The sequence below is a fragment of the Thermoanaerobaculia bacterium genome (assembly GCA_035593605.1).
Taxonomy (GTDB): domain Bacteria; phylum Acidobacteriota; class Thermoanaerobaculia; order UBA2201; family DAOSWS01; genus DAOSWS01.
Map to the genome: position 1 here is coordinate 18,601 of DAOSWS010000003.1, position 25,459 is coordinate 44,059.

Here is a 25,459-nt window from a genome sequence, read left to right on the forward strand (position 1 = left end):
CATGCCCCGCCCATCTCTGATCGTTCAACTCTTTTTCCGAACCGCCCGTCTCCAGAAAAAGCGCATGATGCTGACGATCATGGCCATAACCTGGGGTACGATTTCGATCCTTCTTCTTCTTTCCTTCGGAGAAGGCCTGAAACGGAACATGATGAAGGGACGTGCCGGCCTGGGAGAGGACATCGTTATCATCTGGCCGGGTGAAACGGAAAAGCCCTACCAGGGTTTTCCCCCCGGCCGCGATGTCCGGCTCGTGCCCGAGGATGTCGATCTCGTCCTTCGCGAGATCCCTGAAATCTATAACGCCCATGGGGAGATGACGGACTGGAACGCCCAGATTGCCTTCGGCGAAAAGATCATCAACCAGCGGGTCATCGGAACCAACACGGCCTACGGCGAGCTCCGGAACCATGTGGCGGAAGCCGGGGGCCGATTCATCAACATTCTGGACGAAGAGCGGAAGCGCAGGGTCATCTTCCTGGGAGACGAATTGAAACAAGACCTCATGGGTGACGCCGATGCCATTGGGAAGACGGTGACCGTGAATCGCGTCCCCTTTACCGTCATCGGCGTCATGAAGAAAAAGCTCCAGATGGGGATGTACGGCGGACCCGATTCCCGGCATGCCGTGATTCCCCTTTCCACCTTCCAGGCGATCTATGGACGGCACTACCTGAACAATTTCGTCTTCAAACCTGCCTCTCCCGAACTTATGAAGGTCGCCAGGCGTCGCCTGAATGAGGTCCTGGGCGGCAAGCACGGCTACGATCCCGATGACAAGCGGGCCCTGTACGTCTGGGACACCCAGGAAGGCGCCAAGATCATGGGAAACATCATGTTCGGGCTGGAGATCTTTCTGGGGATCATCGGAGGCCTGACGCTCCTGATCGGCGGTATCGGCGTCGCCAACATCATGTTTGCCGTCGTGAAGCGGCGGACCAAGGAGATCGGCCTGGTCATGGCCCTGGGGGCTCGAAAGTCCATCGTGATGGGCCAGCTGGTCCTGGAGGCTCTCCTCCTCACCTTCGTGGGCGGCCTGGCCGGCATCGGGATCGGCACCGCCATCATTCAGCTCCTTGCCCACCTGCAGGCTCAATCCAACAACGAGGCACTCCAGTTCCTCGGTCAGCCCACCATCTCCCTCCCCATCGCCCTGACCACGGTCGGGCTCCTGGGAGGGATCGGCTTTCTCGCCGGCTATATGCCCTCTCGCCGGGCCGTCACAATTCAGCCCGCCGAAGCACTCCGGTACGAATAAAGGGGGACCCATGTTTTTTGACGGAATCTTCAAACGGAAACAGAACGGAAACGGCTCCAACGGAAATCTCATTGAAATGAAGGGGATCCGAAAGGTCTACTCCATGGGCGGAAAGGTGGAAGTGGAAGCCCTGCGCGGCATCGACCTGTCAATTAAACCCAACGAGTTCATTTCCGTTGTCGGTCCCTCGGGTTCGGGCAAGTCGACGCTCATGAACATTCTCGGCTTCCTCGATACGCCTTCGGAGGGCTCTTACCGCCTGAAGGGAGACGAAGTCGCGGATTTCAACGTCGACCGGCTGGCCGACATCCGGAACCGAACCATAGGCTTCGTCTTCCAGAACTTCAACCTTCTCCCCCACCTGACGGCTTACGAGAACATCGAGCTCCCCCTGCTCTTCAAGGGGCTTTCTTCCCGCAAGAGAAAAGAGCGTGTCGAAGAACTCCTGGAACAGGTCGATCTGGCGGACCGGGGCACCCACAAGCCCACGGAGCTCTCCGGCGGCCAGATGCAGAGGGTGGCGATCGCCCGGGCCCTGGCCTGCGAACCGGACATCATCCTGGCCGATGAGCCCACGGGCAACCTCGATTCCATCGCCGGGAAGGATGTCATATCGATCTTCGAACAGCTCTGGACCCGGGGCCATACCGTGGTGCTGATCACCCACGATCTTTCCATTGCCCGGAGAACTCCAAGGATGATCAGGATTCACGACGGAAAGGTCGTGGAGGACGCCCGGACTTCAAGCGAAGCCGCTTCGTAATCAGGCCAGCTTAAAAATGGGTTCGATGGTACCGATCGCCTTTCCGACATCGTTGCGGTTGGCCATGGTGCGGAACGACTGCAGGGCTTGGCTCTCTTCTTCGCTTAACACTCCCAGCTGATCGAGGCAGGCCACGGCCGCTGGCCAGACAGCCCGGAAGGCGCCGTCGGAGATCTTCAGTGCGATTCCAAGGTTCTTTTCCCGCAGGCCGATGCAGTAGATTCCCTCTGCCCCAAGCTTTCCCACGAGATGATGGCCCGCCACCGAAAGAAGGGCCGTACAGAACCCGCCCGTTCCCGCAATCATCTCGGGATAGGTGGTCATGGCACGCACGATCCGTTCCGCCGCCTGCCTGTCCCGCTCTTCCAGGGAGTCCGGGGAGGCAAGCCTGGCATAGGCACGAGCCATGGAGGAAAGAGGGAGGGCGAAGACCGGGACAGAGCACCCGTCGATTCCAATGGCTATCGAAGCTGGAGGTAGGCAGGCCATCCGTGCCAGGGTTTCCAGGATCGTCTTTTGAGCCGGATGCTCAGGTTCCAGGTAGGTTTCCAGGGGCCAGTCCATGCGGGTGCAAAGGGCAAGGATTCCGGCGTGCTTTCCCGAACAGTCATTGAAGAGGGCTGCAGGCTCTACACCCTCCCGTGCCATCTTCATGGCATAGGTCGGGTTCAGGGAGGTGGCGGCACCGCACTGCAGGTCGTCGGGCGTGCAGCCGATGCGCGCCAGAATTGTCAGAACCGTCTCCAAATGGATGGGCTCCCCATAGTGGGAAGCGCACATGACCGCGATTTCCGAGTCGGAAAAACCAAATTGGTCCGCCGCACCACTCTCCAGCACGGCCATCGCCTGGATCGGCTTGGCCGCGGACCTCATATAGGTCACCATGTCCGGAGTGCCGACAGAGGCAAGAAGCTCTCCATTGTCCCTCACGACAGCGACGTGACCGTAGTGGATGCACTCCGTCACCTCTCCCCGTGTCACCCGGACCAGGGGGGCGACAAATGAATTGTCGGGATCACGAAATCGAATTTTTTCTTTCAAAGACAGTTTCCATGGTCTTCGCACGAGGGAGCAAAGGCAAAGGGAAGTCCACCGCAGTCGCCAACAGTGCACATTAGCGAAAATGCGGCGTCCAGGGACGTGACAGAATCGGATGCATTCACATCCGCACGGCACATCTGTTCTGAATCGAGCACTATCAGCCCCACCACTTCCTGAAGGATTATGGCTGCATCCACACCGGTAATAGAAGAACTAAAATTCAGATCCCCCAGATCTGACACGCATGCCGGGTAACAGCCCATGGGATCCAGGATGCTGAAACCTGAGATCGTATGGGGGACAAACAGGTAGGAATGATCCTGTTTAATCTGTGAAATGAAGCCATTGAAGTAGTGCCCCAGTAGTTGAGGGGCCGTCAGGTCCCTTATATTATGGGCCCAAACCGGGCCTGTGTTTGTAGAAAACAGCAAATCCCCCATCCCGAGGACTTCAGCCCCTACCTCGGGAGCCAGATTCAGGTTTGCCTGAACCAGTACGGGGTGAGCAGGATCGGTGATATCAAAGACGTGGATGTATTCCGTTGGAGGCCAGCCAGCCGTAAATCCCACAAAGAGCCTTGCCCCATCAATTCGGGCAAGGTTGGCGTAGTCTCCGGTGACGTAAGAATCGACTTCCTGGATGTTGAGCGGATCCGAAATATCGAGGACTCGGAGTCCCTGGTTTCCCGCGGTGACGTAGGCGATCGATCCCAACATGTCGAATTTCACCCCCCTCTCGCCACCGGGAAGGTAGCAATTGGCCTCGAATGGATTGGTCGGATTACTCACATCGACGACCACAAGCCCTCGGATATAATCTGTCACCAGTACATAGGGACCGTACATACGGCTCTCGACCGGAATATCAAGAATCGGAGCAGAACCTTCCAGGAAGGGAGAGAATGGGTCGGTCACGTTGAGGACATAGAAATTTTTGTCGTAATCCGACACATAGAGATACCCGTTATCCGCTGTAAGAGAGGCCGCCCTGGCATTGTACGGGTAAATGCTCAGGGGGACGGGAGCGGAAGGAGTCGAAATATCGAAAGCATAGATCCCTTCTGTTCTCGCCGCTGTATAGAGATAGGGAAAGGCAGGTTCCACTCTCTCTATGGGTCCCGGGAGAAGTATGGATGTGCTCAGAGTTATGGTGGACGGATCCGACACGGTAAATAGACGAATTCCCCGGGAGGGTTCTATGAGAAAATCCGTATCCCCCGAGGTAGCAATATCCAGCGCATAACAGGTACTGTCCTGACCCATAAACGTTGGATTTCCGGGATCGGAGACATCCACGATGAAAAATCCACGTGACCCGGTAAAGGAGACATGAAGTCGGTTTCCCCACTTTTCGAATCGAGAATAGGATTGGGGAACCAGGTCGAAAGCCCCAAGCTCAATGGGAGCAAGTGGATTGGAAATATCCAGAATTCGAAGACCCTCATTGCGGTCCAGCAGGTAGAGCAGGGTTCCGGTCAGCTCCAGGTCAATGACGAAAGGTGTTTGTGTCCAGGATGCAGCTTCGAAGGGAGATGAGGGATCGGATATGTCAATGATTCGCAAGCCGTTCGCTTCATCTGCGATAAAGGCGTACCCGGGGATAACCTGCACATCTCTGGCAACACCCGCGGTATCCAGAACACCGGCCTGAACAGGCAGATACGGGTCAGAGAGGTCCAGGATACGGAGACCGGAAAGTTCCTCGGCGATGTAGAGAAAGCTACCTTCTCGATCGCAATTATCCATGGAGTTGACCAGATCGAAGGTTCCCAATTCCACCGGTTCGTCGGGCACTGAAATGTCGTGGATAACAAGATAACCGCCTCGACTGGAGTAAAGCAGACCAGATTCGGCTGCCAGGCAATGGATCAGTGCGGTTTCCCTGTGCTCATAGGTTTTCACCGGCTGGGATGGGTCGGAGATGTCATAGACTATTAAATATTTTCCAGCGCCGAAATAGAGATAACTTCCATTTAAAACCAGCCGTTCAGCGGGTCCGTATGCCCACTCCGCAACCAGCTGAGGACAAGTCTGGGAAAAACCGGTGAATGCTGTAAGAATGAATAGCAGATATAGCAGGGAGATACGCCCTGGATTCATTCATTCCCCCCAAATAGGTTTATCTCATTATAGCGCAAATCTTGAGACTTCAAAGGAGAATTCAGGGGGCAGATTCTCTTCCTTTCAACGTTCAATACATCGAACTTATCCCTGTACTACACCTTTAACAGATCTTTTTCGATCCAGGAGATCGTGGATCGTGATGTAGGCGGCGGGAATCAGAAGCAGTGTAATCAGTGTGGAAACCGTCAGTCCACCGATGACGGCCCGGGCCAGGGAGGCCTGAATCTCACCCCCCGCTCCGGTTCCGAAGGCCAGGGGAAGCATGCCCAGAACCGTGGTACAGGTCGTCATGAGGATCGGGCGCAGGCGGCGTCTTCCCGATTGGACGACGGCATCGTAGATGGACATATTGCGTTCCCGGCGGAGCAGGTTGATGTAATCCACCAGGACGATGGCGTTATTGACGACGATCCCGATGAGCATGACGATTCCCATCAGGCTCTGGATGTTCAGCGTTGTTCCCGTGATCAGGAGTGTCGGCACAACGCCGATGATCGCCAGGGGTACGGAGACCATGACGATCAGGGGGTCCAGGAAGCGTTCAAACTGGGCGGCCATGACCATGTAGATCAAGATGAGGGCCATCAGGATCGAGAGGATAAAGTCGGTCTGTGCTTTCTGCTGCTCTTCGTACTCACCGGAGAAGACAAGGGTATAGCCCCTGGGCATCGTGAAGGATCGAAGCTCCTTTCGTAGCCTGGAAACCACATCTCCCAGGGCCGCCCCCTTCGTAAGGTTGGCGGTGATGTAGGTAACCCGCTGTCCGTCCACCCGCTCAATTTCCGTAGGAGCCCTTCGAGCCTCGGTTTTCACTACCGCGGAAATGGGAAGGATCTCTCCCGAACCGGTCCGAACCGTAACATTTTCCAGGTCAAGCGTACTCAGGCGATCCCGGGGCTGGAGCCTGACCGTGATTGGGAATTCTTCGCCGCCCTCCCGGAAGACCCCGGCCTGGGTTCCGCCGATATTGGTCTGAATGACCTGGGCAATCCGGTTCACGGAAAGGCCCAGATCTGCAATCTTTTCGCGGTCCACAATCAGGTTCTGCTCCGGCCGTCCTTCACGCCTGCTGACGCGGGCATCGCTGATCTCGGGAATTGTCTCCATGATCTGAAGGATTCCGTGAGCCAGCTGATCCGCAAGAGTGAGGTCATAGCCGAAAAGCTGGATTTCCACGGCCTGCCCGCTTCCCGAACCGAAGAGCCTCCGAAGGATCCACAAACCCGACTGGGCCTCGACTCGCATCTCCGCGCCGGGGATTTTCCCGGAAACCCTGCTGCGAATCTCATCGGCAAGGGCGAAGCTGTTGATCGTCCGTTCATCAGCTCCTTTCAGAGCCAGTTCCACCTCTGCATCCCCGGGCCGGATGTCGATGCTGATGTGGTCCACCTGGTCCATGGGGGTCGCTTCCCGGACGAGTTCCTGAAGCTCGTTCAGATATCGATGTACAACCGCGATGTTCGTCCCCTGGGCCATTTCCATTTCCACGCTGATCTCGTCGGCATCGGTCTGGGGCGCCAGTTCCATCGGGATCAGAGGCCACAGGAGAACCGTGATCAGAAGGAGAACGGCAGTGGAAATAAAGATGACCTTCTTGTGGCGGAGTGCAAGGATGAGCCAGTGTTCATAGGACTCTTCCAGTTTCCGCAGCCACCGCAGTTTCCGCGATCCTCCTCCCTCCCCATTTCGATCCGATTCCCTGAACCGCAGAAAGCGGCTTCCCAGCATTGGAACCAGGGTCAGGGCCACGGCCAAAGAGCAGAGCAGGGAAAAGACGACGACCAGGGCAAGTTCCTTGAAGAGCATTCCTGACACTGTCTGCATGAAGATGACCGGAAGAAAGATGACGATCGTAGTCAGAGTGGATGCAATGATGGCCCCGGCGACCTGGCGGGTGCCCGTCAGTGCGGCATCAATATCATCCCTTCCCTTTTCACGGAGGCGCACGATGTTTTCCAGAACGACAATTGCATTGTCGACAATCAACCCTATTCCCAGGGCCATGCCTCCAAAGCTCATCTGGTTCATCGTCAGTTTGTTGAAGAAGAGAAGGCCGAAGGTGGCGATAATCGAAATCGGTATGGAAAGGGCGATGATAAAGGTGGTCGAACCGTTCCGCAGGAAAAGATAGAGGATAAAGATCGCAAGAATCCCCCCCCACAGGGCGGAATTTTTCACATTATCGATAGAGTTCCGGATGAACTCACTCTGATCGATGATCATGATCAGTTCAAGGTCATCCCGCTCCAGGTTGATCTTGTCCATTACGGCTCGCGCTTCCCGGGCCACCTTTACCGTGTTGGCCCCGGACTGCTTTCGAATCCCCAGACGAACCATGGGAAGCCCGTCCACCTGGACCAGCCGGTTGATGTCTTCGTACCCGTCCACCACCTCGGCCACATCCCGGATCCGGATGGGACTTCCGTCCACCATGGTAATGATCGTATCGGCAATTTCTTCAATCGACTGGTACTCTCCCAGGGTCCGGATATACATATCACTGACCCCTTCCCGCATGTCTCCGGCCGGGAGGGTGATGTTTTCTCTCTGCAGAGCCTGCTGAACATCGGCGGACGAGAGTTGGCTGGATGCCAGCCGATCCAGCTTCAAACGGATCTGTATTTCCCGGTACACACCGCCCCAGACATCCACCGATCCTGCACCGGGAATCTGCTCAAACTGCTGGGAGATTTCCCGTTCGAGGATCCGGGTCAGCTCGGCCATGCCTCGTGGAGACCGGGCACCCAGAATGACAACGGGAAAGTTATCGGGATCAAATTTCCACACGCGGGGCGATTCAACCTCGGGGGGAAGATCGTCCCGAATGCGGTCCAGGGCCGCCCGGACATCGTTGGCGGCTTCGTCAATGCTGGTTCCCTGGGTAAATTGAAGCGTGACCCGGCTTTGTCCTTCCTCGGATCGGGAGGTAATCTTGTCCAGGTTTGGAACCCCGGACACCGCGTTCTCAATGCGGTCTGTGATGATCTTTTCGATCTCCTCCGGTCCCACGTTTGGATAGAGCGTTCGGATGGACAGCATGGGATATTCGATCTGGGGAAGGAGGTCAACGGGAAGGAAGCGGAATCCCATTATACCCAGGACAATAATGATCAGAAAAACCATTGTCGTCGCTACGGGCCGGCTGACGGAGAGCTGGGTGATTGTCACAGTCGCATCACTTTCGTCTTACTGGCTGATTCCGGTTGGGGACTGTCTGGCGACCAGGGGTTCCATGAGGTCTTCCCGCTGAACTTTCTGCAGGGACTCCACCCAGTTCCAGGTTACCTTTCGAACACGGGCCATCCCCTCTTTTCCCCCAAGCAGATTCTGACCCAGAGTTATGACCCATTGGCCGCTCTCCACACCCCGGATTCCCGCTTCCAGGCGTCCCTTCGCAACCACATTGACTGTTTGAAACTTAAAGTTCACAGGTTCCGAAAGGTCCCTGGACATTAATTCCGATGTATCTGTTTTTTGCACACCATCTGGAACTGAATCGGCCACGTAGACTCCCAGGAGGCCGTCTTCCGGGTTTTCATAGAGCGCGCTTAAGGGCACCAGAGTTGCCTGTTCACTCTCCCCGTAGTAGATATCCACAGTGACGAACATCCCAGACCGTAGCGTCCCCCCCGGGTTACCCAGGTCGATTTCCGCTTCGGTCGTATGGGTGACAGGATTCAGAAAGGGAGAAATCCGTGAAAGCTTTGCTTCAATCACCTGATCCGGTGTATGGTCACTTGCGATCTCAACGCGCTGGCCTACATGGATACTCTGAAGCATGCGGTCGGTCAGGATAACGTTGACTCGCACCTTATCCATCTGGCCCAGTGTGAAGAGCCGGGTACTCCCCGTGACCAGCATTCCAACTTCCGCGTTCCGGTTTCCGACCACACCTCGGATCGGTGAACGGATCAGGGCCTGCGACAGGGCTTCATCGCGTTCCTCTGCCGTTGCCTTTGCCTGTTCCACACGAGCCTGAGCCAATGCCACATCGGCCTCCGCAGAAATCGCATCAAGCTGGGCCGTTTCCAGATCCGTAGAACTGGCCAGACCCTCACGGGCCAGAGAATCCCGGCGTTTCAGCTCGGACCGGGCCTCTTTCAGACGGGCTTCCGCCTGTTTCAACTGCGCCACGGCAATCTGATATCCGGCTTCCGCCTGTTTCAGGCGCTCCAGAAATTCGCGGTCCCGCAACCGGATCAAGGGGTCGCCCTCTTTGACAACATCACCGTTTTTGACGAACACTTCGACAATGACGGCGGACAGTTCCGGATAGACATTGATCTGGTTTTTTGCTTCCACGACTCCGCTTACCCGCTGTTTTAGGGGAAGGTTTCCGAATCGGGCCTGTACCGCTTCCACAGCCGGAACGACGCCTCCTGGACCCGGGGACGATGCGCCGGAATCCCCGGCGCATGCGGAGAGGAACATCAGTCCGCACAGTGTAATAATCTGAGTAAATTGCAATCGAACCTGTCTTGAGAAATTCATGAATTGGATGGTCCTCGTCTTCTAGTATTCATCGGGTTTGTCACCCTGTCCTAATCAGGCAGGGTTTCACTTCTGGCGCTGTTTTCGTCCTATTTTACACCAAGATAAGTAAATATTCGCTAAAGATATTCCGTCAATCTCCGCTGAGAATGCTAATTTTAGTTTTATGATGACAGCCGGACCTGTACGTGTTCATTCATCGAAATAGACTGGACAGAGGACACCGGTGAACGATGGGAAATTCCCTCCCGGACGGAATTCCTCGTGAGACTGAGTCGTAGTGTATAATGATACGACTTTACCTCCGGAGGCGCGCTGTGTCACCCACCACGTGGATTCTCGATCTTTTCTCGGCAATTGATCGAAAGGACATGGACGGTTTTGTCCAATTTCTATCGGAAGATGCAATCTTTCGGTATGGCAGTCAGCCTGCTGCTGTGGGAAGAGCCCAGATCCGTGATGCTCTGAAAGGCTTTTTCTCCATGATTCATTCTCTTTCGCACAGCCTCCATCGAATCTGGGCCAACGGTGAATGGATCACCGTTCAGGGTGAAGTCACCTACACCCTCTCCAGTGGTGCATCGATCACTCTTCCCTTTGTGGATCTCTTTCTCATGACGGGCCCCAAGGTCCGGGAATACCTGATCTACATCGATCCGGCACCCCTGTTTGATGCGATGAAGGCCTAGCCCCTCTTTATTTTCCGAAGCCTCGGATCGGTCCGCAATCCCCAGAATGTAAGCCAAATACCCAGGCATTCCCCCAGGGTCTTCAGGATGACAATCGCGATAAGTCCACCCATCGTATTGGGGCTCTGGTCCGCGATAAAGGGTCCAAGCATAACCAGGAAAAAGAGAAGAAACATCCATCCCCCTCCGCTAAAATAAAGAGGCCGAATCCTCTGACGGGTAAACAGACCGGCCGAGACGAGGTCCTGGATAAGCCTCTGCAGACGGAACAAGGCAATACCCAGGATTGGCCACGCAAGTGTTGTCGTGAGGATTTCCCTGATATTCAGGAAGGTGGCAATGAAATTATCGGGATCCTCCCTGCTGGGGCTGTAGAGGAGAAGGGCGAAGATCCCGAAGAAACCGATGAAGAGGCATTCAAAGAAAAAAAGCTGGCCGGCCGACTTTTCCATCTGCTTTCCGATCCAGAGAGTGGATTTCGGTATAACCCATTTAATGGCATCGATACAAAGAACCACAACCCCTTCCAGAATAAAAAGAAGCAGGAGGGCGAAGGGAGACCAGTGAAGCTGGATGACCCCGACCATAGGAATTGCGTTCGTGGCCAGTACAATGATGGTTTCAAAGACACTCCTCGGAATCGAGGGTGTTCCGAGAACTTTCAGTTCCTCAAGGGGAAGCTCTTCCTCCTTTTCAGGATGATAAACCTCACTTTCCTCCTCTCCGTTTGATCCGGACTCAGTTTTCAAACGTGTTCCTTCGTTCGCAACAGCCTGAAGATCGTGTAGATCAAACCTACGGCGGCAGCCAGAAGCGCAGCAATAAAGAGAATTCTTGAAACAAGCTCCTTATTCCGGCCCTTCTCCGTTCTGGAAAGGGTTCCCACCATCACGGCAGGAAGCACATCCGGGAATCGTTCTGAATCCAGATAACGTTCCACGGGGTGTGCGGTGTCTCCTCTCCCCTTTTGTGAAGTGAGATTCCAGGATGCATTCGGATTCGAGAGAGGAAAAACAATACGATGGCGGGCCCGCCAGATCATCAATTCGATCGAATCCGGGGATGGAAAGTCTCCCATTGGCGATAGCGTTACACGGAGCGGGCAATCCGGTAAATCGGGCAGAGGCGCCCTGAAAACGCAGCTGTCAGACCATGGGTCACAGAATAGCCTCATGGCGGTCACATCACGCCATTGAACTTTTTCCTCCTGACCGGTTCCCGAATTTTTTCGCATTTCCATTTCCCTCTGCAGCCGAAGGGTATGGTTCAAGGGTCCCTCGGTCCGAAGAACCCAGAAAGTGAGAGGCAGAAAGACATCTTTCATATCGAAATTACTACCTCGAACGGGATCTTTTTCATCTATAAGGGAGGTAAGGAAAAGTGTCTTTCTCAAAACCAGGAGCGGTACTGGATCGGTCAGGATCAGGCTCGGCACAATCTTACCATCCGCCTCAATGTACAAACCTGTAATCCGGCGCTTTGCTTCTCTGTATATCCCTTCTGTTAGTTCCATTTCCACCCACTGCCCTTTGCTGACCGATTGTGGAACCTGTAACTTCCAGATACCATCAGCCTCTCCTGACTCCTTTTCATTTCCTGCCACGAGTCTGGTCAGTTCTTCCGAAAGAGCGAGGGGCTTCTCCACAGGGGGAGAAAGATCATAAACCGGCCGGTTCGAATCCGGAGGAATCTGGAGGGTTCGATCAGGACTCTTTTCCACACCCCCATAGGAAACAGAAAGTGCGCCCGGGTGTTCTGCATAGACGGCCAAAACCTTCGGATACCTCTTCACTGTGACCTCTTTCATCTCTCCGATCTTCTGATCCCAGCTCACCAGCATGGGAGAATGCAGGGTGCCGCCGGGAACCGGAACAGTCGTGACCCCGGGTCGAAGGACACAGGCATATCCCCGATTCAAGCTTCCATTCACCAGGTTCCAGAAAGTGACTGTAAAGGGTGGATGATTCTTTTCCAGCGGAAGCTCCAGGGTTCTTGCCTCCAGAGGCCATGGCGGAAGGTCCGGGCGCCCTGCTGAAATGGACGGTTCTCCCATGGCTTCCACCATCTCCGAGTCGACGGGGAGAAGAGGCACCACCTCGGCATCCCACGGGTCAGCCTCTCTGTGAGCCAGGACCTGAATCTGCCGGATCGCGGGGAGATTCCGATCCTCCCCATGGAGAATCAGTCGAAGATACCGGGCATCGGTCGGAGGGTAATCCAGGGCGGATTGAGTCAGTGAATCCCTGAGGTTCAGGGTGAAGAGCTTCCCTCTGGCCAGTTCCTTCCAGTTTCGCCGATCGGGGGAAGCCTCCAGTATGGCCCAGGGCACATAGGAGGGTCGATCGAATTGGACAATCAGCCGATGGTGGTTGACGGTGGCGCCCTGGAGCGTGAGGGAAAGGATGGCCCGGTCATTCTGGATCTCCAGATCGTGAAGAACGGGCAGGAGAGATGGGGTAACCGGAGGACGATCCTCCGGGAAGACAATCTTTCTTGAAAGATGAGTACCTGCTGAGTCCACAATGTCAAGAGTCGAACCCGCGTACCGCCACATATGTCCATCGACAGGAATTGAAATCCATCCAGGTCCGGGAATGCCAAGGGTCCGGGTAAATCTCTGACCGGTTCCGTTCCCCGCAATCAGGAAGGATGAGAGGATGAGGAGAATCAATCTTGCTTTATTCTTCATCTTCGAACTCCACCTCCCGGCGAAAGACAAAGCGCTGGTAGATGATGGAAATCAGGAAAAGGCTGATCCCCAGGCACAGGAAGGAAAAAAATCTGTGAATCAATGACAGTGCCGGCATATCGACAATAAAAACTTTAATCACCGCCAATAACATCACGGCAAGGGAAACGTAACGGAGGATTTTCGATTTCCTCACAATGCCGGCCGCAAGGGTCCCTACAGCGATCAGGATCCACGCCGCAGAATAGGTATACATTTCCATATCCTCGATCGATCCTCTATTGAGCTGATACGGGTGAAAGAGGTGACGTACCTCCAGGGTGACAAGAAGAAACATGAGTCCGTAGGCAAAGGTACGGTAGAAATTCTGCAGGACGGGTTCGGCATTAAACACCCTCCAGACCGCAATCATACAGAGGAGGATGGGAAGTCCGTAGAAATAAAGAAGTCCATTCAGGAAAGGAGTGTCTCCCAATGTAGCGGGATTCCAGAGTGGATTAAACACGAGGACTGTCCCGAAGAGCATGAAGGCAAGGGTCCCGAGGCCCCAGATCTTCATGGCCAGTGCATCTTGCAAAGAATACCAGCGTACATTAATGAACCGGAAGAGATAGGTCAGAAGAAAACCCAGGACAACATACGTCGTCAATTCATAGAGGTCGGTGACGGGTCCGGTCAGCTTTCCATCCTGGAAGACGTGACGGATCTCGAGAACACAGAGAACCGTGAGCAGGATTCGAGCTCCCCAGAAATAGGCATGCGAAATTAGTCTTTGTTCCATCTTTCTCAGCTTAATTCCCGCGATGAAGAAGGCGGCCAGGCTTATTCCAAAGCCATAAAGGAGCCAGTTCAACACGGGTATATCCCCGAGAGGATAGGAAACAATCGCCGGATTGAGAACAAGACGGACCATGACGGCAATCCCCAGGATATGGGCCATCATACGTAGCAGGGGTACGCGAAGCCGGGAATCGAGATAGATGAGAATCGGTATTTCTATGGCCCACGCCACGGTAATCCAGGCTCGCTCAAGTTCCATGGGTACGGCAGCACTGACAAGAAAGGTTGCTCCTCCCAGCAATGCAGCCAGACGCCGGGCAGACAGGCTTAATTCTCCCTTGCGAAGGACGGGCAGGGCCAGAATAATCAGGAAAACTCCCCATCCCAGTGAGAGGGCTCCGGACGGCATGGGCAAGGGTACGGTTTTGCCGAGCCAGTAGATCAATCCGACAGCCCCCAGGGATGCCACCGCTGCGGCCGCGAGGTTGTCGACGGGGATCTCGGACCACCAGTGACGCAGGTAGCACCCCAGGGTCCAGAGAAGACCGGCTGTGATCAGAATGGGAAATACATAGGGAGATTTTGGGGACTCACCTACGAAGATGGCAAGGCGTAAGATCGTGATGACCAGTCCTGCAAAGAGCACGATATGAAAGGGCTTTCTCATCGACAGATAGATCACGGCAAGAGAGAGAAGTCCCATCATGACCCAGCCTTCAAGCCGTTGCGGCTTGACACCAAAAGAGAGAATGATAAAGAAGAGGGCAAGGGTCGTCGCCTGGACTTCGACGATACTTTCCTTTCCCTTGAATTTCAACTGCGGAACAAAGAGGGATCCTCCAGTGAAGAGGAGAAGAACCCCCAGGGCAAGAGGATGAAGGTCCATAAACTGGTTCACGAAAATGAAACCCCAGATCACCATGGCCAAGGTGGATAGACCCGTAACCCATCCCCATCCCCGGCGTGCTGCGGCAAAGGATGTTGCCAGGTGCAGCAGGACCAGGTATCCGAGGAGGGACCAGACGTGAGGCTCGGTTGTTCGGAGAAGAATCGGGAGAGAAAAACCTCCCAGAAGGCCGACAACGGCGACCATGACACCGGCCCGGAGAGAGAGCAGAACCCCTGCCATGGAGATCAGAAAGAGCAGGACAAAGGCTATGGTGGATGAGATGAACCCATACAGGGTCGAGGCTCCTATGGTCGCCGCAAAGAGCATGGCAATCCCGCCCGCACTTGAGCCCTGGGCTGCGTAATAGGAATTGTCCCTCAACTTCTCTCCCCACCCTATGAGGAAGATTCCTCCGAGGTAAGCAAAAGTCACCCTGAGCAGGGGACCAAACCATCCCTGTTCGAATCCGATTTTCACGAGAAAGACTGCGGCCAGCAGAAGCGCGATGGCACCAAGCCAGGTAGTCCATTGCGTCGCCAGTTTTTGTTCGAAGGTCTTGCTCTCCTCTCTCAGAATAGGATGGTACGGGATCCCATCTCCCGGTGGTGTTGGACGTGTGGGCGGTCGAACCGGCGGCATCTCCTTCACAGGTAGGGGAGGTTTTTTTGTTTCGGATAATGGTTTCTCAGGGGGCATGGGTGGAAGATCGGGGGGCCGGACAACAGGCTGAGATTCCGGGGATGGCTCAGCCGGAATTTCCGTCATGGGTTTTTCGAATGTAAACGTAGGGGTTTCGGGAGGAGGTGTAACCAGAGTTTTCGCCTTTTCGGCTCTGGCAGCGGCATCGGCACGCAGGAGCCTTCCCAGGCTGAGCTCCAGGGAGTCCACCCTTGCCTGGAGCCTCTGGCGATGGCCGCGTTCGATCAAGAAAAAGATAAGGGCCGGTAGAACGAGGAGCAGCAGGATGAAGCCGAGAACAGCCATAATGGCGATAGCTTCCATGGAATCCCCCAATCGTCGGAATGACTTATCTTACCACGGCGAATTGACGATCAGCCGTCATGGTATACTTTTGGGCATATGGCAGAATCCGGGATTTTGAGCAACATCGATCGGCAGATGTTTCTTTCCATGATTGAATCCGCTATCTCTCCCTATATTGGAGCCAACATGGCCAGGGCCTCCCTGAAGATGCACTGTGATCGGCTGAATCTTTTTAACCCTGTTTTCACGGCAGAAGAGTGTGAAATATTGCTGGAGAAACTCGCCAAGGGCCTCCATGTCTTCATCGGCGAGCATTCCACCCTGGCCATCATTCAAGAAATCCATCAGAAGATGGAGGAAAAGGGAATCCATGTCGCCTGAACGACTCGGTATCAACGCCCTCTTCATGGCCGCTCTTCTTGCTATCCTGGCCGCCTTCCTCCCGCAGGCCATCTGGCCGGACTCACCCATCTATACAGAGGTTCTCACACCGACGGCTCTTCTCTTTTTAAGTTCTCCCGTGAAACTGTTCTTTCTCTTTCTCGCAGCTTCCTTTGCCTTTCTGACCTATCGCGGATTTGCTCCCAACAATCCTGTGCGCCCCGCCTGGCTCTCCCTTTCCTCGGGCTTTTTTCTTTTCTTCCTTGGGCAGGCCATTCTGGGGTGGTACCAGCTGATCCGGTTCATCCCTTCTCCCTTCCCCTCCCCCGCCGACTTTTTCTTCTTCTCGGGTACCGTGTTGCTGATCCTTTCCATGTGGCTCTTTGTGGCGGCGTACGGGAAATCCGGTCTTTCGGTCGGATCCCGTGCCAGCTTTCTTCTTTCAGGAATCATCTATGCAGGGTTGGCCTCATTTCTGATTTACAAGGTCATCGCTCCCCTTCTCAGTGTTCCCCAGACCCGGATGGAACTCCTGCTCAACCTGGGATATCCCATCCTGGATCTCGTTCTGATCTTTCCCGTCTTTCTTCTTTTTCGGTCAGCTCTGACCATGCGGGGGGGCGTATTATGGAAAGTGTGGTCCTTTATCCTCGCAGGGATACTTGCCTTCACCGCAGGGGATATTCTTTACTCCCACTTTTCTGTCTTTGAGTACAAAAACCTCGATCCTCTCCTGGACGTGCTGTATGCTTCTTCGTACATCCTGATTGCCCGGGGCACGCTGGTCCAGGCTGACCTTGTAAGAAGAACCTGACCCAAACTATCCTGAAGATGAGGAAGGTCTGGGATTATGGCCGAAACCACTTTTCATTCTCCCGACATTATAAAAAATATTTCCGATCGTTATTTCTGAGTTTGACCCGAATCAACCACGGTATTGCATTTAACCAGCAAACAGGAGATTATCTTATTGAAGTGGAGGAATAATGAAAACTCTATATCTTGTTTTTATCATGTGGTTAGCTTCTTTAGGACTAAATGCAGATCAAACAATTCCTGTTGCTGCAAATACTCCTGGTGCGCAAGGAAGCACATGGAAAACAGATGTGCAAGCAAAAAACCTTGGTGCTGAAGATAATTTAATTACATTTGATTATAATGGAAACACATTAACAAAACTAATTCCTGCAAATGGCGTTGTTTTTACAGAAGTTCTAGATGAAATGGGGCAAGAAAATGTTTTTGGTCCTGTTAAAGTTATTGGAGATAATGTTTATGTTTTGTCAAAAATTTATAACTTGATTGATGGAATACAATTAGCACAATCCTCAAGAGCATATGATGAAAATGAATTTTTGAAATTAGGTGAAGAGGCATTTATCATTGCAGCAAAGCACGCAACAGACTATAGAACAAATATTGGCGGCACTGCAGGAAGCCAAGGAGCAACTATTACAATAGAACAATATAATTCTCTTGGAAATTTGAAAAATACCACAGTAAAAACATTGGGAGCCATGCAGAATTTTCAGGATTCTGTAGTAAATTTATTCGGCTCTGTTGAAGCAAATGATTATTTCAAGTTTAAGATGGACCAAGGCTCTGGGTTTTTGTATGGAAGTGTTGTACAAAACCAAAAAGGCGATGTTCCTGGCGGAGACGGCAACATGATTGCTTTCCAAAAATACAAAAAAATAATTGAACCTCCTATTGGATTTAAAACAATAAACAGGCCTTTTTTTTATGAAGATGTTGCTGAATATGTAAGAAGCAAAAAAAACGAGATTGCAGATATATTAGCAAATCATATTCATTATGGTTTTTCTCCAGGAGCATCATATCCTTATGATTATCCTGATCACATATATACTAAAGCAGATTGGGCTAATTTTATAGAGTTATGCACAAATAATGATGTTTCTGATAAAAAACAAATAGAACAAATATTTGTTATGTATGACTTTGATGATAGATTGAACAGAGAAAATTTTATTGCGTGGGCAGATTATGGAGAAGACACAGATGTAAATAACTATGAAGCAAGAGCAGGTTATGACATGATTGTTGAGCTTGAACAAGAAGATCTTGACGCATTTCTTGACATCATGGAGCAAGGAGGATTTAGCTTAAGAAATCAAGAAACTTGTGAAAAGTTGTTTCCTATAGTTGCAAAAACTCCAGGAGCACAAGGAAGCTATTGGAGAACAGATGTGCAAATATTAAATCCAACAGATGAAGAGATTCAATTGACATTCAATTATAATGGACTAACTAAAACTCAATCACTAGGAGCTAAAAAAGTTTTCAGCGTTGAGAACATTGTTGATTTTATGGGCGCTCAAGAAGGGGCGGGAACTTTGAATGTTTCTGCAAATGGAGAATTTTTAGGGCAAGCCCGCACTCTTAATGATGTTGAAGGAATGGAATATTCACAATCAATGAGAGCTTTTGGTGTTGAAGAAAGATTAAGTGCTGGCGAGAAAGCTTATTTGATTTCTGTCAAGGATTCTGATTTATTTAGATTCAACCTTGGAAGACAAAGCATTAATGGAGCATCAATGACTTTCAGATTGCTTGATGCAGCAGGACAAGTTGTCAGCGAAAAAACAGAAACACTTGAAGCAAATGGATTAAGGCAAGACAATATTGCACAATATTTTGGAATTGCCATTCCTAATAATGCTTCAATTGAAGCAATAGTGAATTCAGGAGATGTGTTTGTTTATGGAAGTCAAGTAGAGAATCCAAAAATTGTTGAAGGTGTAGAGAAAGGCGGAGATGGTAATTTCATTGAAGCTTACAAACAAGCTTCTGTACTAAGGCAAGATGATGAAGTGCTTTATGATTTGCTTTTTACACATGAACAAGCAGCACCAATCCTAAATGCACATGCAGAAGAATTTGCAGAAATTGTGTATAGGAATGGATATTATACTTATCCTGACGGAGTTTCAAAGAAAGGAACCAAAGAGCAGTGGCAATCTTACATAGAAGCAGCCTCAGATTATAACAACAATCCTAATGAACCAAGAACTGTTGAACTAAATTATTTAGCATTGGATTTTACAAGAAATATAATTTATTTTATTGATGCTGCAGGAGGCTTGGAATTTGGTTGGGACTCGCCAATTACAGGATTAACAGATCAAGAATTCCTGGACTTCAGAAACTTGTTTTTGAGTTATTATCAAAATAAGTAATTTTTTTTCTTTTGAGCATATGAAGTGGATTACTGTCTATTTATCTACAGGATATTCTTCACTTCCTTCAGCCGGAAATAGTGATGATAGAGCTTTTTGTGCTCCCGGATTGAATCAAAGAGAAGGTGATGAAATCGGTCCAGATCGGACTTTGCGATCAGGCAGTTGACATTAAAGAGAAAGGCAGCATTCCCATCGTTGGATTTTACATTATCCGCCATGATCGCTGTGAAGATTTTCCGTCTCGCGTCGGCGGAAACAATCAGGAGCTCCTTAACAAGGGAGGACGGCGGACCATCAATTTCAGGGATCACAATAAACAGCAGGTCCGGGGTCTCTTTTCGGATAAACTCGGCTGCCTTTTCCGTATCCTCGAAGAGTTCTTCCACGTGAAAACCAAGCTCTTCCAGACCCGCGGTAATCAGGGGCGCAATCTTTCCATCCTTGAAGAGAATGCACGCAACAGGCCCCTCTCCCCGTGTTGAGGTGCCGAGGATATTCATTTCTGAGAGCTTCTCTTTATCCATCGGTTTCAGCGTGACGTTACTGATCGTCATCCTGTGCCCTTTGGGTCGATTATCATAGGTTATCTTGGCTTTGCAGGAGGGACAGGAAAAGGACACAACCTGCTGGGGAAGCCGGGTCTCATCAAACTTCACATCCTGTTCGCAGGTTTTGCAAATTACGGTTGCCATCTTATGCCTCCAGGGTCAGGCGGACTTCCATGTTCGCCGGGTTGGTCGCAAAGGCCAGAGCCGATTCCTTTGTAATCACACCTTCATGGTATAAACGTTCAAGTTCCTCGTCGAACACCTGCATACCGTCTGTCTTTCCGTCACGCATTGCATCGATGAGGCTTCGGCCCTCCGATTCCCCTTTTACGATGTATTCACGGGTACGCTGATTGGCCTTCAGTATCTCCAGAACCGCAATTCGCCCCTTGTCTTTTCGCGGAACCAGGCGCTGGGAAATGACATATCGAAAACTCTGAGAAAATCGAGTACGAATCTGCTGTTCCTGCGATTTCGGAAAGATTCCGATGATTCGATCGATCGTCTTGGCAGCATCGATCGTATGGAGTGTTGAAAGGACCAGATGTCCCGTTTCCGACGCTTCCAGGGCAGCTTCAACGGTTTCCAGATCCCGCATTTCTCCAATGAGAATCACCTTGGGAGCCTGTCGGAGAGCAGCCCGCAGGGCCAGAGCAAAGGAGGGGACATCGGTTCCAAGCTCTCTCTGGTTGATCGTGGAACTGGCATGTTTGTGCATGTATTCGACGGGGTCTTCCACCGTAACGATGTGGTAGGCCTTTTCATGATTGATTTTGTTGATCACTGCGGCCAGCGTCGTGGATTTCCCGCTTCCCGTCGGACCGGTTACGAGGACGATTCCATTACGGTATTCGGCGATTTTATGCATTTCCTCCGGCAGCCCCAGATCTTCGATACTGGGAACACCCTCGGGGATCACGCGAAGAACCGTAGCGTAAGAGCCCCGCTGGGAAAAGACGTTGACCCGGAATCGCGTCTTTCCCGGAATCGAGTAGGAAAAATCGGCCGACCCCTGGGTAAAGAGCTTTTCGAGCAGCTCCGGGTTTCCCTTCATCAGATGCATGGCCACAATCTCCGTCTGAAAGGGAGTCAGGGATTCCAGACCCTTGAATTTCACCGGGTGAAGGACACCATCCACTTCGACCTGAGGAGGCCGCGCGATGGAAAAGTTCAAGTCCGATACCCGCTCGGACACTTTCAGCATCGCTTCCAGAATGGCATCAAGTTGAAAATTTTTCATGTCTGCCTCCGCATTACCGAATCAAGAATCTGAAGTAGGGCCTTCTGCTGATTCGGATCATCCTTGTTAATCACCGCAAGGCACCTGCCGTGGGGAAAGATATCGTGCAGATGGTCAGCTTCCCTCGCGGACATGATGATAGCACGACTGCGCCGTACACCTTTTCCCGCAGCATATTCCAAGAGCTTCACCCCGTCAATGCCCGGCATTTCCAAATCCATCAGTACTAGGTGAATCTCCGGCGTAAAAAAGGGCAGTGCTTCCATTGGACTTTGAAAGGTCAGGATTTCGAGATCCTGATAACGTTCCTCAAGAAACGCTGACCACCGGGTTAAAACGGCGCGATTGTCATCAATGATCAGGATCTTACGCAAGTGCTCCGTCTCGGTATACAACGCGGCCGTTTACCAGTGTCGCGATTACCGCACAGCTGACCTTCCAGCCCTTGAATGGAGTATTCCTTCCCCTGGAGAGAAAGTGGTCCGGATTGATGGCCCGGACATCCTTCGTCGAGAAGATCGTCACATCCGCAGGGCTTCCCTTTGCGAGCGTACCTCCCGGCAGACCAAAGATCTTTGCGGGCCGGGTCGAAAGAAGATCAACCGCTCGGGCCAGGGTCAACGTCCCGGGCTTCACAAACTTTTCTATGATAAGGGGGAGCGTGGTCTCCAATCCGACAATCCCGAACGCAGCATCGGCAAAAGGACAATCCTTTTCATCCACGTGATGAGGCGCATGGTCGGAAGCGATACAGTCGATCAATCCGCTCTTCAGGGCCTCAACAAGAGCCGTCTGATCCTCCCGGGCCCTGAGTGGAGGTTTCATCTTCGCCTGAGTATTGTAATTTCCGACATCCTCGTCGGTGAGAAGAAGATGATGAGGCGTAACCTCGGTTGTCACCTTAACCTTTTTTGATTTTGCCCACTCGATAGCCCAGAGAGATTCCTTTGTGGATACGTGGGCGACGTGGAGATGTCCTCCCGTGAGGCGGGCCAGGGATATATCCCGAAACACCATGGCACTTTCTGCAGTCCCGGGATGTCCTGCGAGACCCAGCCGCGCGGAAACGACACCTTCGTTCATCTGTCCACCCGCCGCAATTTCAAGGTCTTCCGCATGTTGTACGACCGGCATCTGCAAAGCCCGGGAATATTCCAGAGACCTTCGCATAACCTGACCGTTAAAGATCGGACGGCCATCGTCGGAAAAGGCAACCGCTCCCGCATCCTTGAGAAGTCCCATTTCCGTGAGCTCCTCCCCTTTCAATTCTTTTGTCGCTGCAGCCACGGGGTAGACTTTTGCAAGTTGAGCATCTCTTGCAAGGTCCAGAATGTGGCGGGTCACCGACGGAGAATCATTGGGAGGATCCGTATTGGGCATGCACGCGACGGCAGTAAAACCGCCGGCAACAGCAGAACGGCATCCGGTCAGGACGGTCTCCTTGTACTCATAACCCGGCTCCCGGAGATGGACATGAATATCGATCAGGCCGGGGGCGACAACGAGCCCGTTGGCATCCAGCTCTTCATCGACTTCTCCGGTATAGCGTTCGGATAGTTCGGCGATCTTACCTTCGACAATCAGAAGATCCAGGGTTTCATCCAGAGACTGTGAAGGATCGATAACCCTTCCGTTCTTAATGAGCAGTTTCATCTTTTCCTCTCCCTACGGTCACAAGATAGAGAACAGCCATTCGAACAGCCACACCGTTGGTCACCTGCTCCAGAATGACCGATTCAGGACCGTCCGCCACATCGGACGCAATTTCAACCCCCCGGTTCATGGGGCCTGGATGCATGATGAGAACATCTTTTGCCGCGCGTGTCAGGCGTTCCCTGGTAAGTCCATATCGAGTAAAGTACTCCCTGAGGGAGGGAACGGTCAGTTTTCCCTGACGTTCACGCTGAATCCGAAGCATCATGATTACATCTTTTCCCTCGACGGCTTCTTCCATGGAATGCGTGACTTTGACATTCCACGAATCGACCCGATTGGGCAACAGAGTCGGCGAACCGCAGAGAGTGACCTCCGCGCCCATTTTTGGAAGGAGAAGCACATTGGAGCGGGCAACCCGGCTATATTCGATATCACCAATAATGGCCACCTTGAGCCCTTTAAGCCCGCCTTTCTTCTGCCTCATCGTATACCCGTCGAGAAGAGCCTGCGTCGGATGTTCATGCCTTCCATCGCCCGCATTAATTACAGAACAGCCCAGTCTGTCGGCCAGGTAATGGGGCGTTCCGGATCTGGAATCTCGAACAATCAGGACATCCGGCGCCATGGCCTCCAGGTTCCGGGCCGTGTCCAGGAGTGTTTCTCCCTTGCTGATGCTTGATCCGCCTGTGGCAAAATTGATAGAATCCGCTCCCAGCCGTTTGGCGGCCAGTTCGAAAGACATCCGTGTCCGGGTTGAGGCTTCAAAAAAACAGTTCATGACGGTCCATCCCCGGAGGGTGGGAACCCGTTTCACAGGTCGCCGGGCGATTTCCAGAAAATTATCCGCAACCTTGAATATCGCATCAATATCGGAACTGCTTAACTGGTCGATACCCAGAAGGTGTTTATGGTCCATGATCGTTACTCCCTCTCCATGATAAGGACACCGTCTTCTCCGTCGACTTCTCGAACTCTCACTTCCACGACTTCCTTAAAGGCTGTTGGGATGTTTCGACCCACAAAGTCTGCCTGGATCGGGAGTTCCCGGTGCCCCCGGTCCACCAGCACCGCCAGGCGAATAAAGGCAGGACGTCCGTAGTCCAGGAGGTTATCGATGGCGGCCCGAATCGTACGTCCGGTGAAAAGGACATCGTCAATCAGAATGACCTTCTTCCCGTCCAGGCTTCCGTTAATTTCCGTCCGGTGAACCACGGGACTGGGAGCAATAATCGTAAGGTCATCCCGGTAGAAGGTGATGTCCAGAATTCCAAGATCGGCCCCCGGTATCAACGATTGCAGCCGCTTGGCCAGGGGTACACCCCGGGTTTGTATACCCACCAGTACCAGATTTTCCTGATCCGGCATTCGTTCAACCATTTCAGTTGCCATTCGCTTGAGGGTCCGATTCATCTCCTCCGCATCCATAATGGTCCGCTTGGGGATTAGTGTCAAAGCTGGCCTCCAATATCGAGACTTAAGACTGCTTCTCCCTGAGGCGAGGCACACAGGACTTCATGAAACATATCCCCGTAGAGAGGCAGTATCGGCTCATTCTGGGCAAGGATAATGGGAGGTTCCAACTCCCAGACCTCTCCCATCTGCTGGGCGTAGGTCAGGAAGTTACCTACCGCTATATTCAGAATCTCCTCCAGCACGGCACAGAGCATGTCCGGGTCACTTTTTCTCTTCCCATTGCCCACATATCCCCGGATCAGGTAAGGCCCCAGACCGGCATCGGATGTAAGGATGACGCGGAAAGTCTGGTCCCTCTGGATACACCGCACCGCGGCCGTCGGCAGAGGATAGACCAGGCTTTCCTTCATTCCGCCGTCCACCAGTTTTACGGGACCTCCCAGGATTCGGCCAATGAGGATGGAAAATATTTGAAAGAGCCTGTGAAAGAGCGGGTTATAGGGGAGCTCTTCGGGAAGCCCCATGGACTGAAGCTCTTTCATCTCCCTGTGAAATTCATCCAGATAGCGATAGAGCTCTTCCCGTGACATTACACCCGAAGAAACAAGGATTTCCCCCAGAAAAATATGGTCGTTTTTTTGTTTGGTCAGAATTTCTTCCACCTGTTTACGGGAAAGCAGACCCTGCTCGACCGCAAGCTCCCCCACCCTCTGACCGGTTCTCTTTTGAGCCCGCAACAGTTCGTTGAGTTCAGCCACTTCCAGATATCCCAACCGCAGAGCATAGGCCCCAAAAAATTGTTTTTTATTGGATTGAATCTTGAGGGCATCCTTGAGATCAGCGGCTCGTATCAGCCCTTTCTCTAAGAGGAATTGCCCGAAAAACCTGACTCTCATGAACCAATCAAACGCCGGATATTCTCCATGAGGGCATCCTCGTCAAAGGGTTTGGCCAGTATGCCCGAGGCTCCGGCCTCGAGAAAAGATTCGACGGTTTTCACTGAACCACCCAGGGCCGAGATGATCAGGACTTTCGCTTCAGGCGCCAGCGTCCGAATCGTCCGGAGAACCTCGAGTCCCCCCAGACCGGGCATCAGCACGTCGAGGCAAACGAGGTCAGGCATCTCCAGCTTGAAGAGCTTGATGCCTTCCTCTCCCGACTGGGCAGGACCGATGAGATCGTATTCTGGATGGTCCCCGAGAATACCCTCGAAGAGCATGAGAGTTGCCTTTGAATCATCGATTACAAGGACTTTTTTCTTCATTGCGTCCATTGTACACCATCCTGTATTGACAGGGGAAGGGGTTCCCC

At 52.5% G+C, this 25,459-nt stretch carries 21 protein-coding genes; 6 read left to right on the forward strand and 15 right to left on the reverse strand.

Going from position 1 to position 25,459, the window contains the following annotated elements:
• The first annotated feature begins 1 nt into the window (after nucleotide 1).
• The gene (locus tag PLD04_02065; GenBank protein HXK67103.1) at nucleotides 2-1,258 is read left to right on the forward strand and encodes an ABC transporter permease; all 1,257 of its coding nucleotides are present in this window, start codon (nucleotides 2-4) and stop codon (nucleotides 1,256-1,258) included.
• Between the two features lie 10 nt (nucleotides 1,259-1,268).
• On the forward strand, nucleotides 1,269-2,021 hold the full coding sequence (locus PLD04_02070; protein ID HXK67104.1) for an ABC transporter ATP-binding protein: 753 nt from the start codon (nucleotides 1,269-1,271) through the stop codon (nucleotides 2,019-2,021).
• Here PLD04_02070 and PLD04_02075 read toward each other — a convergent pair whose 3' ends face one another.
• The 4 genes from PLD04_02075 to PLD04_02090 form a co-directional block, all read right to left on the reverse strand.
• Entirely contained in the window at nucleotides 2,022-3,062 is a 1,041-nt protein-coding gene (locus PLD04_02075) for an asparaginase (GenBank protein HXK67105.1), read from the reverse strand.
• Complete coding sequence (locus PLD04_02080; protein ID HXK67106.1) at nucleotides 3,059-5,161, reverse strand: hypothetical protein; 2,103 nt, start codon at nucleotides 5,159-5,161, stop codon at nucleotides 3,059-3,061. The genes PLD04_02075 and PLD04_02080 overlap by 4 nt, the downstream gene beginning before the upstream one ends.
• A gap of 105 nt (nucleotides 5,162-5,266) precedes the next feature.
• Nucleotides 5,267-8,353 (reverse strand): efflux RND transporter permease subunit, encoded by a 3,087-nt coding sequence (locus PLD04_02085; protein ID HXK67107.1) that lies wholly within the window; start codon nucleotides 8,351-8,353, stop codon nucleotides 5,267-5,269.
• Between the two features lie 18 nt (nucleotides 8,354-8,371).
• The gene (locus PLD04_02090) at nucleotides 8,372-9,676 is read right to left on the reverse strand and encodes an efflux RND transporter periplasmic adaptor subunit (protein ID HXK67108.1); all 1,305 of its coding nucleotides are present in this window, start codon (nucleotides 9,674-9,676) and stop codon (nucleotides 8,372-8,374) included.
• Nucleotides 9,677-9,993: 317 nt separating this feature from the next.
• Here PLD04_02090 and PLD04_02095 point away from each other — a divergent pair, with 317 nt between their 5' ends.
• Entirely contained in the window at nucleotides 9,994-10,365 is a 372-nt protein-coding gene (locus tag PLD04_02095) for a nuclear transport factor 2 family protein (protein ID HXK67109.1), read from the forward strand.
• On the opposite strand, the gene PLD04_02100 is transcribed toward PLD04_02095, so the two are convergent.
• Genes PLD04_02100 through PLD04_02110 form a run of 3 tightly spaced genes read right to left on the reverse strand, consistent with a single transcriptional unit; the run spans nucleotide 10,362 to nucleotide 15,725 of the window.
• On the reverse strand, nucleotides 10,362-11,114 hold the full coding sequence (locus tag PLD04_02100) for a DUF6498-containing protein (protein ID HXK67110.1): 753 nt from the start codon (nucleotides 11,112-11,114) through the stop codon (nucleotides 10,362-10,364). The two genes, PLD04_02095 and PLD04_02100, sit on opposite strands and share 4 nt — an antisense overlap.
• Nucleotides 11,111-13,054, reverse strand: coding sequence for a hypothetical protein (locus tag PLD04_02105; protein HXK67111.1), 1,944 nt, complete (start codon nucleotides 13,052-13,054; stop codon nucleotides 11,111-11,113). The genes PLD04_02100 and PLD04_02105 overlap by 4 nt, the downstream gene beginning before the upstream one ends.
• Nucleotides 13,044-15,725, reverse strand: a complete 2,682-nt coding sequence (locus tag PLD04_02110) for a DUF2339 domain-containing protein (GenBank protein HXK67112.1) — start codon at nucleotides 15,723-15,725, stop codon at nucleotides 13,044-13,046. The genes PLD04_02105 and PLD04_02110 overlap by 11 nt, the downstream gene beginning before the upstream one ends.
• A 78-nt stretch (nucleotides 15,726-15,803) precedes the next feature.
• Here PLD04_02110 and PLD04_02115 point away from each other — a divergent pair, with 78 nt between their 5' ends.
• From PLD04_02115 to PLD04_02125, 3 genes are all read left to right on the forward strand, one after another.
• On the forward strand, nucleotides 15,804-16,088 hold the full coding sequence (locus tag PLD04_02115) for a hypothetical protein (GenBank protein ID HXK67113.1): 285 nt from the start codon (nucleotides 15,804-15,806) through the stop codon (nucleotides 16,086-16,088).
• The gene (locus PLD04_02120; GenBank protein ID HXK67114.1) at nucleotides 16,078-16,902 is read left to right on the forward strand and encodes a hypothetical protein; all 825 of its coding nucleotides are present in this window, start codon (nucleotides 16,078-16,080) and stop codon (nucleotides 16,900-16,902) included. The genes PLD04_02115 and PLD04_02120 overlap by 11 nt, the downstream gene beginning before the upstream one ends.
• A gap of 172 nt (nucleotides 16,903-17,074) precedes the next feature.
• Nucleotides 17,075-19,288 carry a hypothetical protein gene (locus tag PLD04_02125; protein HXK67115.1) on the forward strand — a complete coding sequence of 738 codons (2,214 nt, stop codon included), beginning with the start codon at nucleotides 17,075-17,077 and terminating at the stop codon, nucleotides 19,286-19,288.
• 44 nt (nucleotides 19,289-19,332) lie between these two features.
• Here PLD04_02125 and PLD04_02130 read toward each other — a convergent pair whose 3' ends face one another.
• Genes PLD04_02130 through PLD04_02165 form a run of 8 tightly spaced genes read right to left on the reverse strand, consistent with a single transcriptional unit; the run spans nucleotide 19,333 to nucleotide 25,412 of the window.
• On the reverse strand, nucleotides 19,333-19,983 hold the full coding sequence (locus PLD04_02130; protein HXK67116.1) for a hypothetical protein: 651 nt from the start codon (nucleotides 19,981-19,983) through the stop codon (nucleotides 19,333-19,335).
• 1 nt (nucleotide 19,984) lies between these two features.
• Nucleotides 19,985-21,079, reverse strand: coding sequence for a PilT/PilU family type 4a pilus ATPase (locus tag PLD04_02135; GenBank protein HXK67117.1), 1,095 nt, complete (start codon nucleotides 21,077-21,079; stop codon nucleotides 19,985-19,987).
• Nucleotides 21,076-21,453, reverse strand: a complete 378-nt coding sequence (locus tag PLD04_02140) for a response regulator (protein HXK67118.1) — start codon at nucleotides 21,451-21,453, stop codon at nucleotides 21,076-21,078. Before PLD04_02140 ends, PLD04_02135 begins: the two co-directional genes overlap by 4 nt.
• Nucleotides 21,446-22,732 carry a dihydroorotase gene (locus PLD04_02145; protein ID HXK67119.1) on the reverse strand — a complete coding sequence of 429 codons (1,287 nt, stop codon included), beginning with the start codon at nucleotides 22,730-22,732 and terminating at the stop codon, nucleotides 21,446-21,448. The genes PLD04_02140 and PLD04_02145 overlap by 8 nt, the downstream gene beginning before the upstream one ends.
• The gene (locus PLD04_02150; GenBank protein ID HXK67120.1) at nucleotides 22,716-23,651 is read right to left on the reverse strand and encodes an aspartate carbamoyltransferase catalytic subunit; all 936 of its coding nucleotides are present in this window, start codon (nucleotides 23,649-23,651) and stop codon (nucleotides 22,716-22,718) included. The genes PLD04_02145 and PLD04_02150 overlap by 17 nt, the downstream gene beginning before the upstream one ends.
• Nucleotides 23,652-23,656: 5 nt before the next feature.
• Nucleotides 23,657-24,187 (reverse strand): bifunctional pyr operon transcriptional regulator/uracil phosphoribosyltransferase PyrR, encoded by a 531-nt coding sequence (pyrR, locus tag PLD04_02155; protein ID HXK67121.1) that lies wholly within the window; start codon nucleotides 24,185-24,187, stop codon nucleotides 23,657-23,659.
• Nucleotides 24,184-25,044 carry a hypothetical protein gene (locus PLD04_02160; GenBank protein HXK67122.1) on the reverse strand — a complete coding sequence of 287 codons (861 nt, stop codon included), beginning with the start codon at nucleotides 25,042-25,044 and terminating at the stop codon, nucleotides 24,184-24,186. The genes pyrR and PLD04_02160 overlap by 4 nt, the downstream gene beginning before the upstream one ends.
• The gene (locus tag PLD04_02165) at nucleotides 25,041-25,412 is read right to left on the reverse strand and encodes a response regulator (GenBank protein HXK67123.1); all 372 of its coding nucleotides are present in this window, start codon (nucleotides 25,410-25,412) and stop codon (nucleotides 25,041-25,043) included. Before PLD04_02165 ends, PLD04_02160 begins: the two co-directional genes overlap by 4 nt.
• Between the last annotated feature and the right edge of the window lie 47 nt (nucleotides 25,413-25,459).

What these genes read in the sequence shown, in the direction of transcription:
- PLD04_02065 (HXK67103.1), top strand. Translation starts at nt 2, where the DNA reads ATGCCCCGCCCATCTCTGATCGTTCAACTCTTTTTCCGAACCGCCCGT.
- PLD04_02070 (HXK67104.1), top strand. Translation starts at nt 1,269, where the DNA reads ATGTTTTTTGACGGAATCTTCAAACGGAAACAGAACGGAAACGGCTCC.
- PLD04_02080 (HXK67106.1), bottom strand. Translation starts at nt 5,161, where the DNA reads ATGAATCCAGGGCGTATCTCCCTGCTATATCTGCTATTCATTCTTACA.
- PLD04_02090 (HXK67108.1), bottom strand. Translation starts at nt 9,676, where the DNA reads ATGAATTTCTCAAGACAGGTTCGATTGCAATTTACTCAGATTATTACA.
- PLD04_02105 (HXK67111.1), bottom strand. Translation starts at nt 13,054, where the DNA reads ATGAAGAATAAAGCAAGATTGATTCTCCTCATCCTCTCATCCTTCCTG.
- PLD04_02110 (HXK67112.1), bottom strand. Translation starts at nt 15,725, where the DNA reads ATGGAAGCTATCGCCATTATGGCTGTTCTCGGCTTCATCCTGCTGCTC.
- PLD04_02115 (HXK67113.1), top strand. Translation starts at nt 15,804, where the DNA reads ATGGCAGAATCCGGGATTTTGAGCAACATCGATCGGCAGATGTTTCTT.
- PLD04_02120 (HXK67114.1), top strand. Translation starts at nt 16,078, where the DNA reads ATGTCGCCTGAACGACTCGGTATCAACGCCCTCTTCATGGCCGCTCTT.
- PLD04_02125 (HXK67115.1), top strand. Translation starts at nt 17,075, where the DNA reads ATGAAAACTCTATATCTTGTTTTTATCATGTGGTTAGCTTCTTTAGGA.
- PLD04_02130 (HXK67116.1), bottom strand. Translation starts at nt 19,983, where the DNA reads ATGGCAACCGTAATTTGCAAAACCTGCGAACAGGATGTGAAGTTTGAT.
- PLD04_02135 (HXK67117.1), bottom strand. Translation starts at nt 21,079, where the DNA reads ATGAAAAATTTTCAACTTGATGCCATTCTGGAAGCGATGCTGAAAGTG.
- PLD04_02145 (HXK67119.1), bottom strand. Translation starts at nt 22,732, where the DNA reads ATGAAACTGCTCATTAAGAACGGAAGGGTTATCGATCCTTCACAGTCT.
- PLD04_02150 (HXK67120.1), bottom strand. Translation starts at nt 23,651, where the DNA reads ATGGACCATAAACACCTTCTGGGTATCGACCAGTTAAGCAGTTCCGAT.
- PLD04_02160 (HXK67122.1), bottom strand. Translation starts at nt 25,044, where the DNA reads ATGAGAGTCAGGTTTTTCGGGCAATTCCTCTTAGAGAAAGGGCTGATA.
- PLD04_02165 (HXK67123.1), bottom strand. Translation starts at nt 25,412, where the DNA reads ATGAAGAAAAAAGTCCTTGTAATCGATGATTCAAAGGCAACTCTCATG.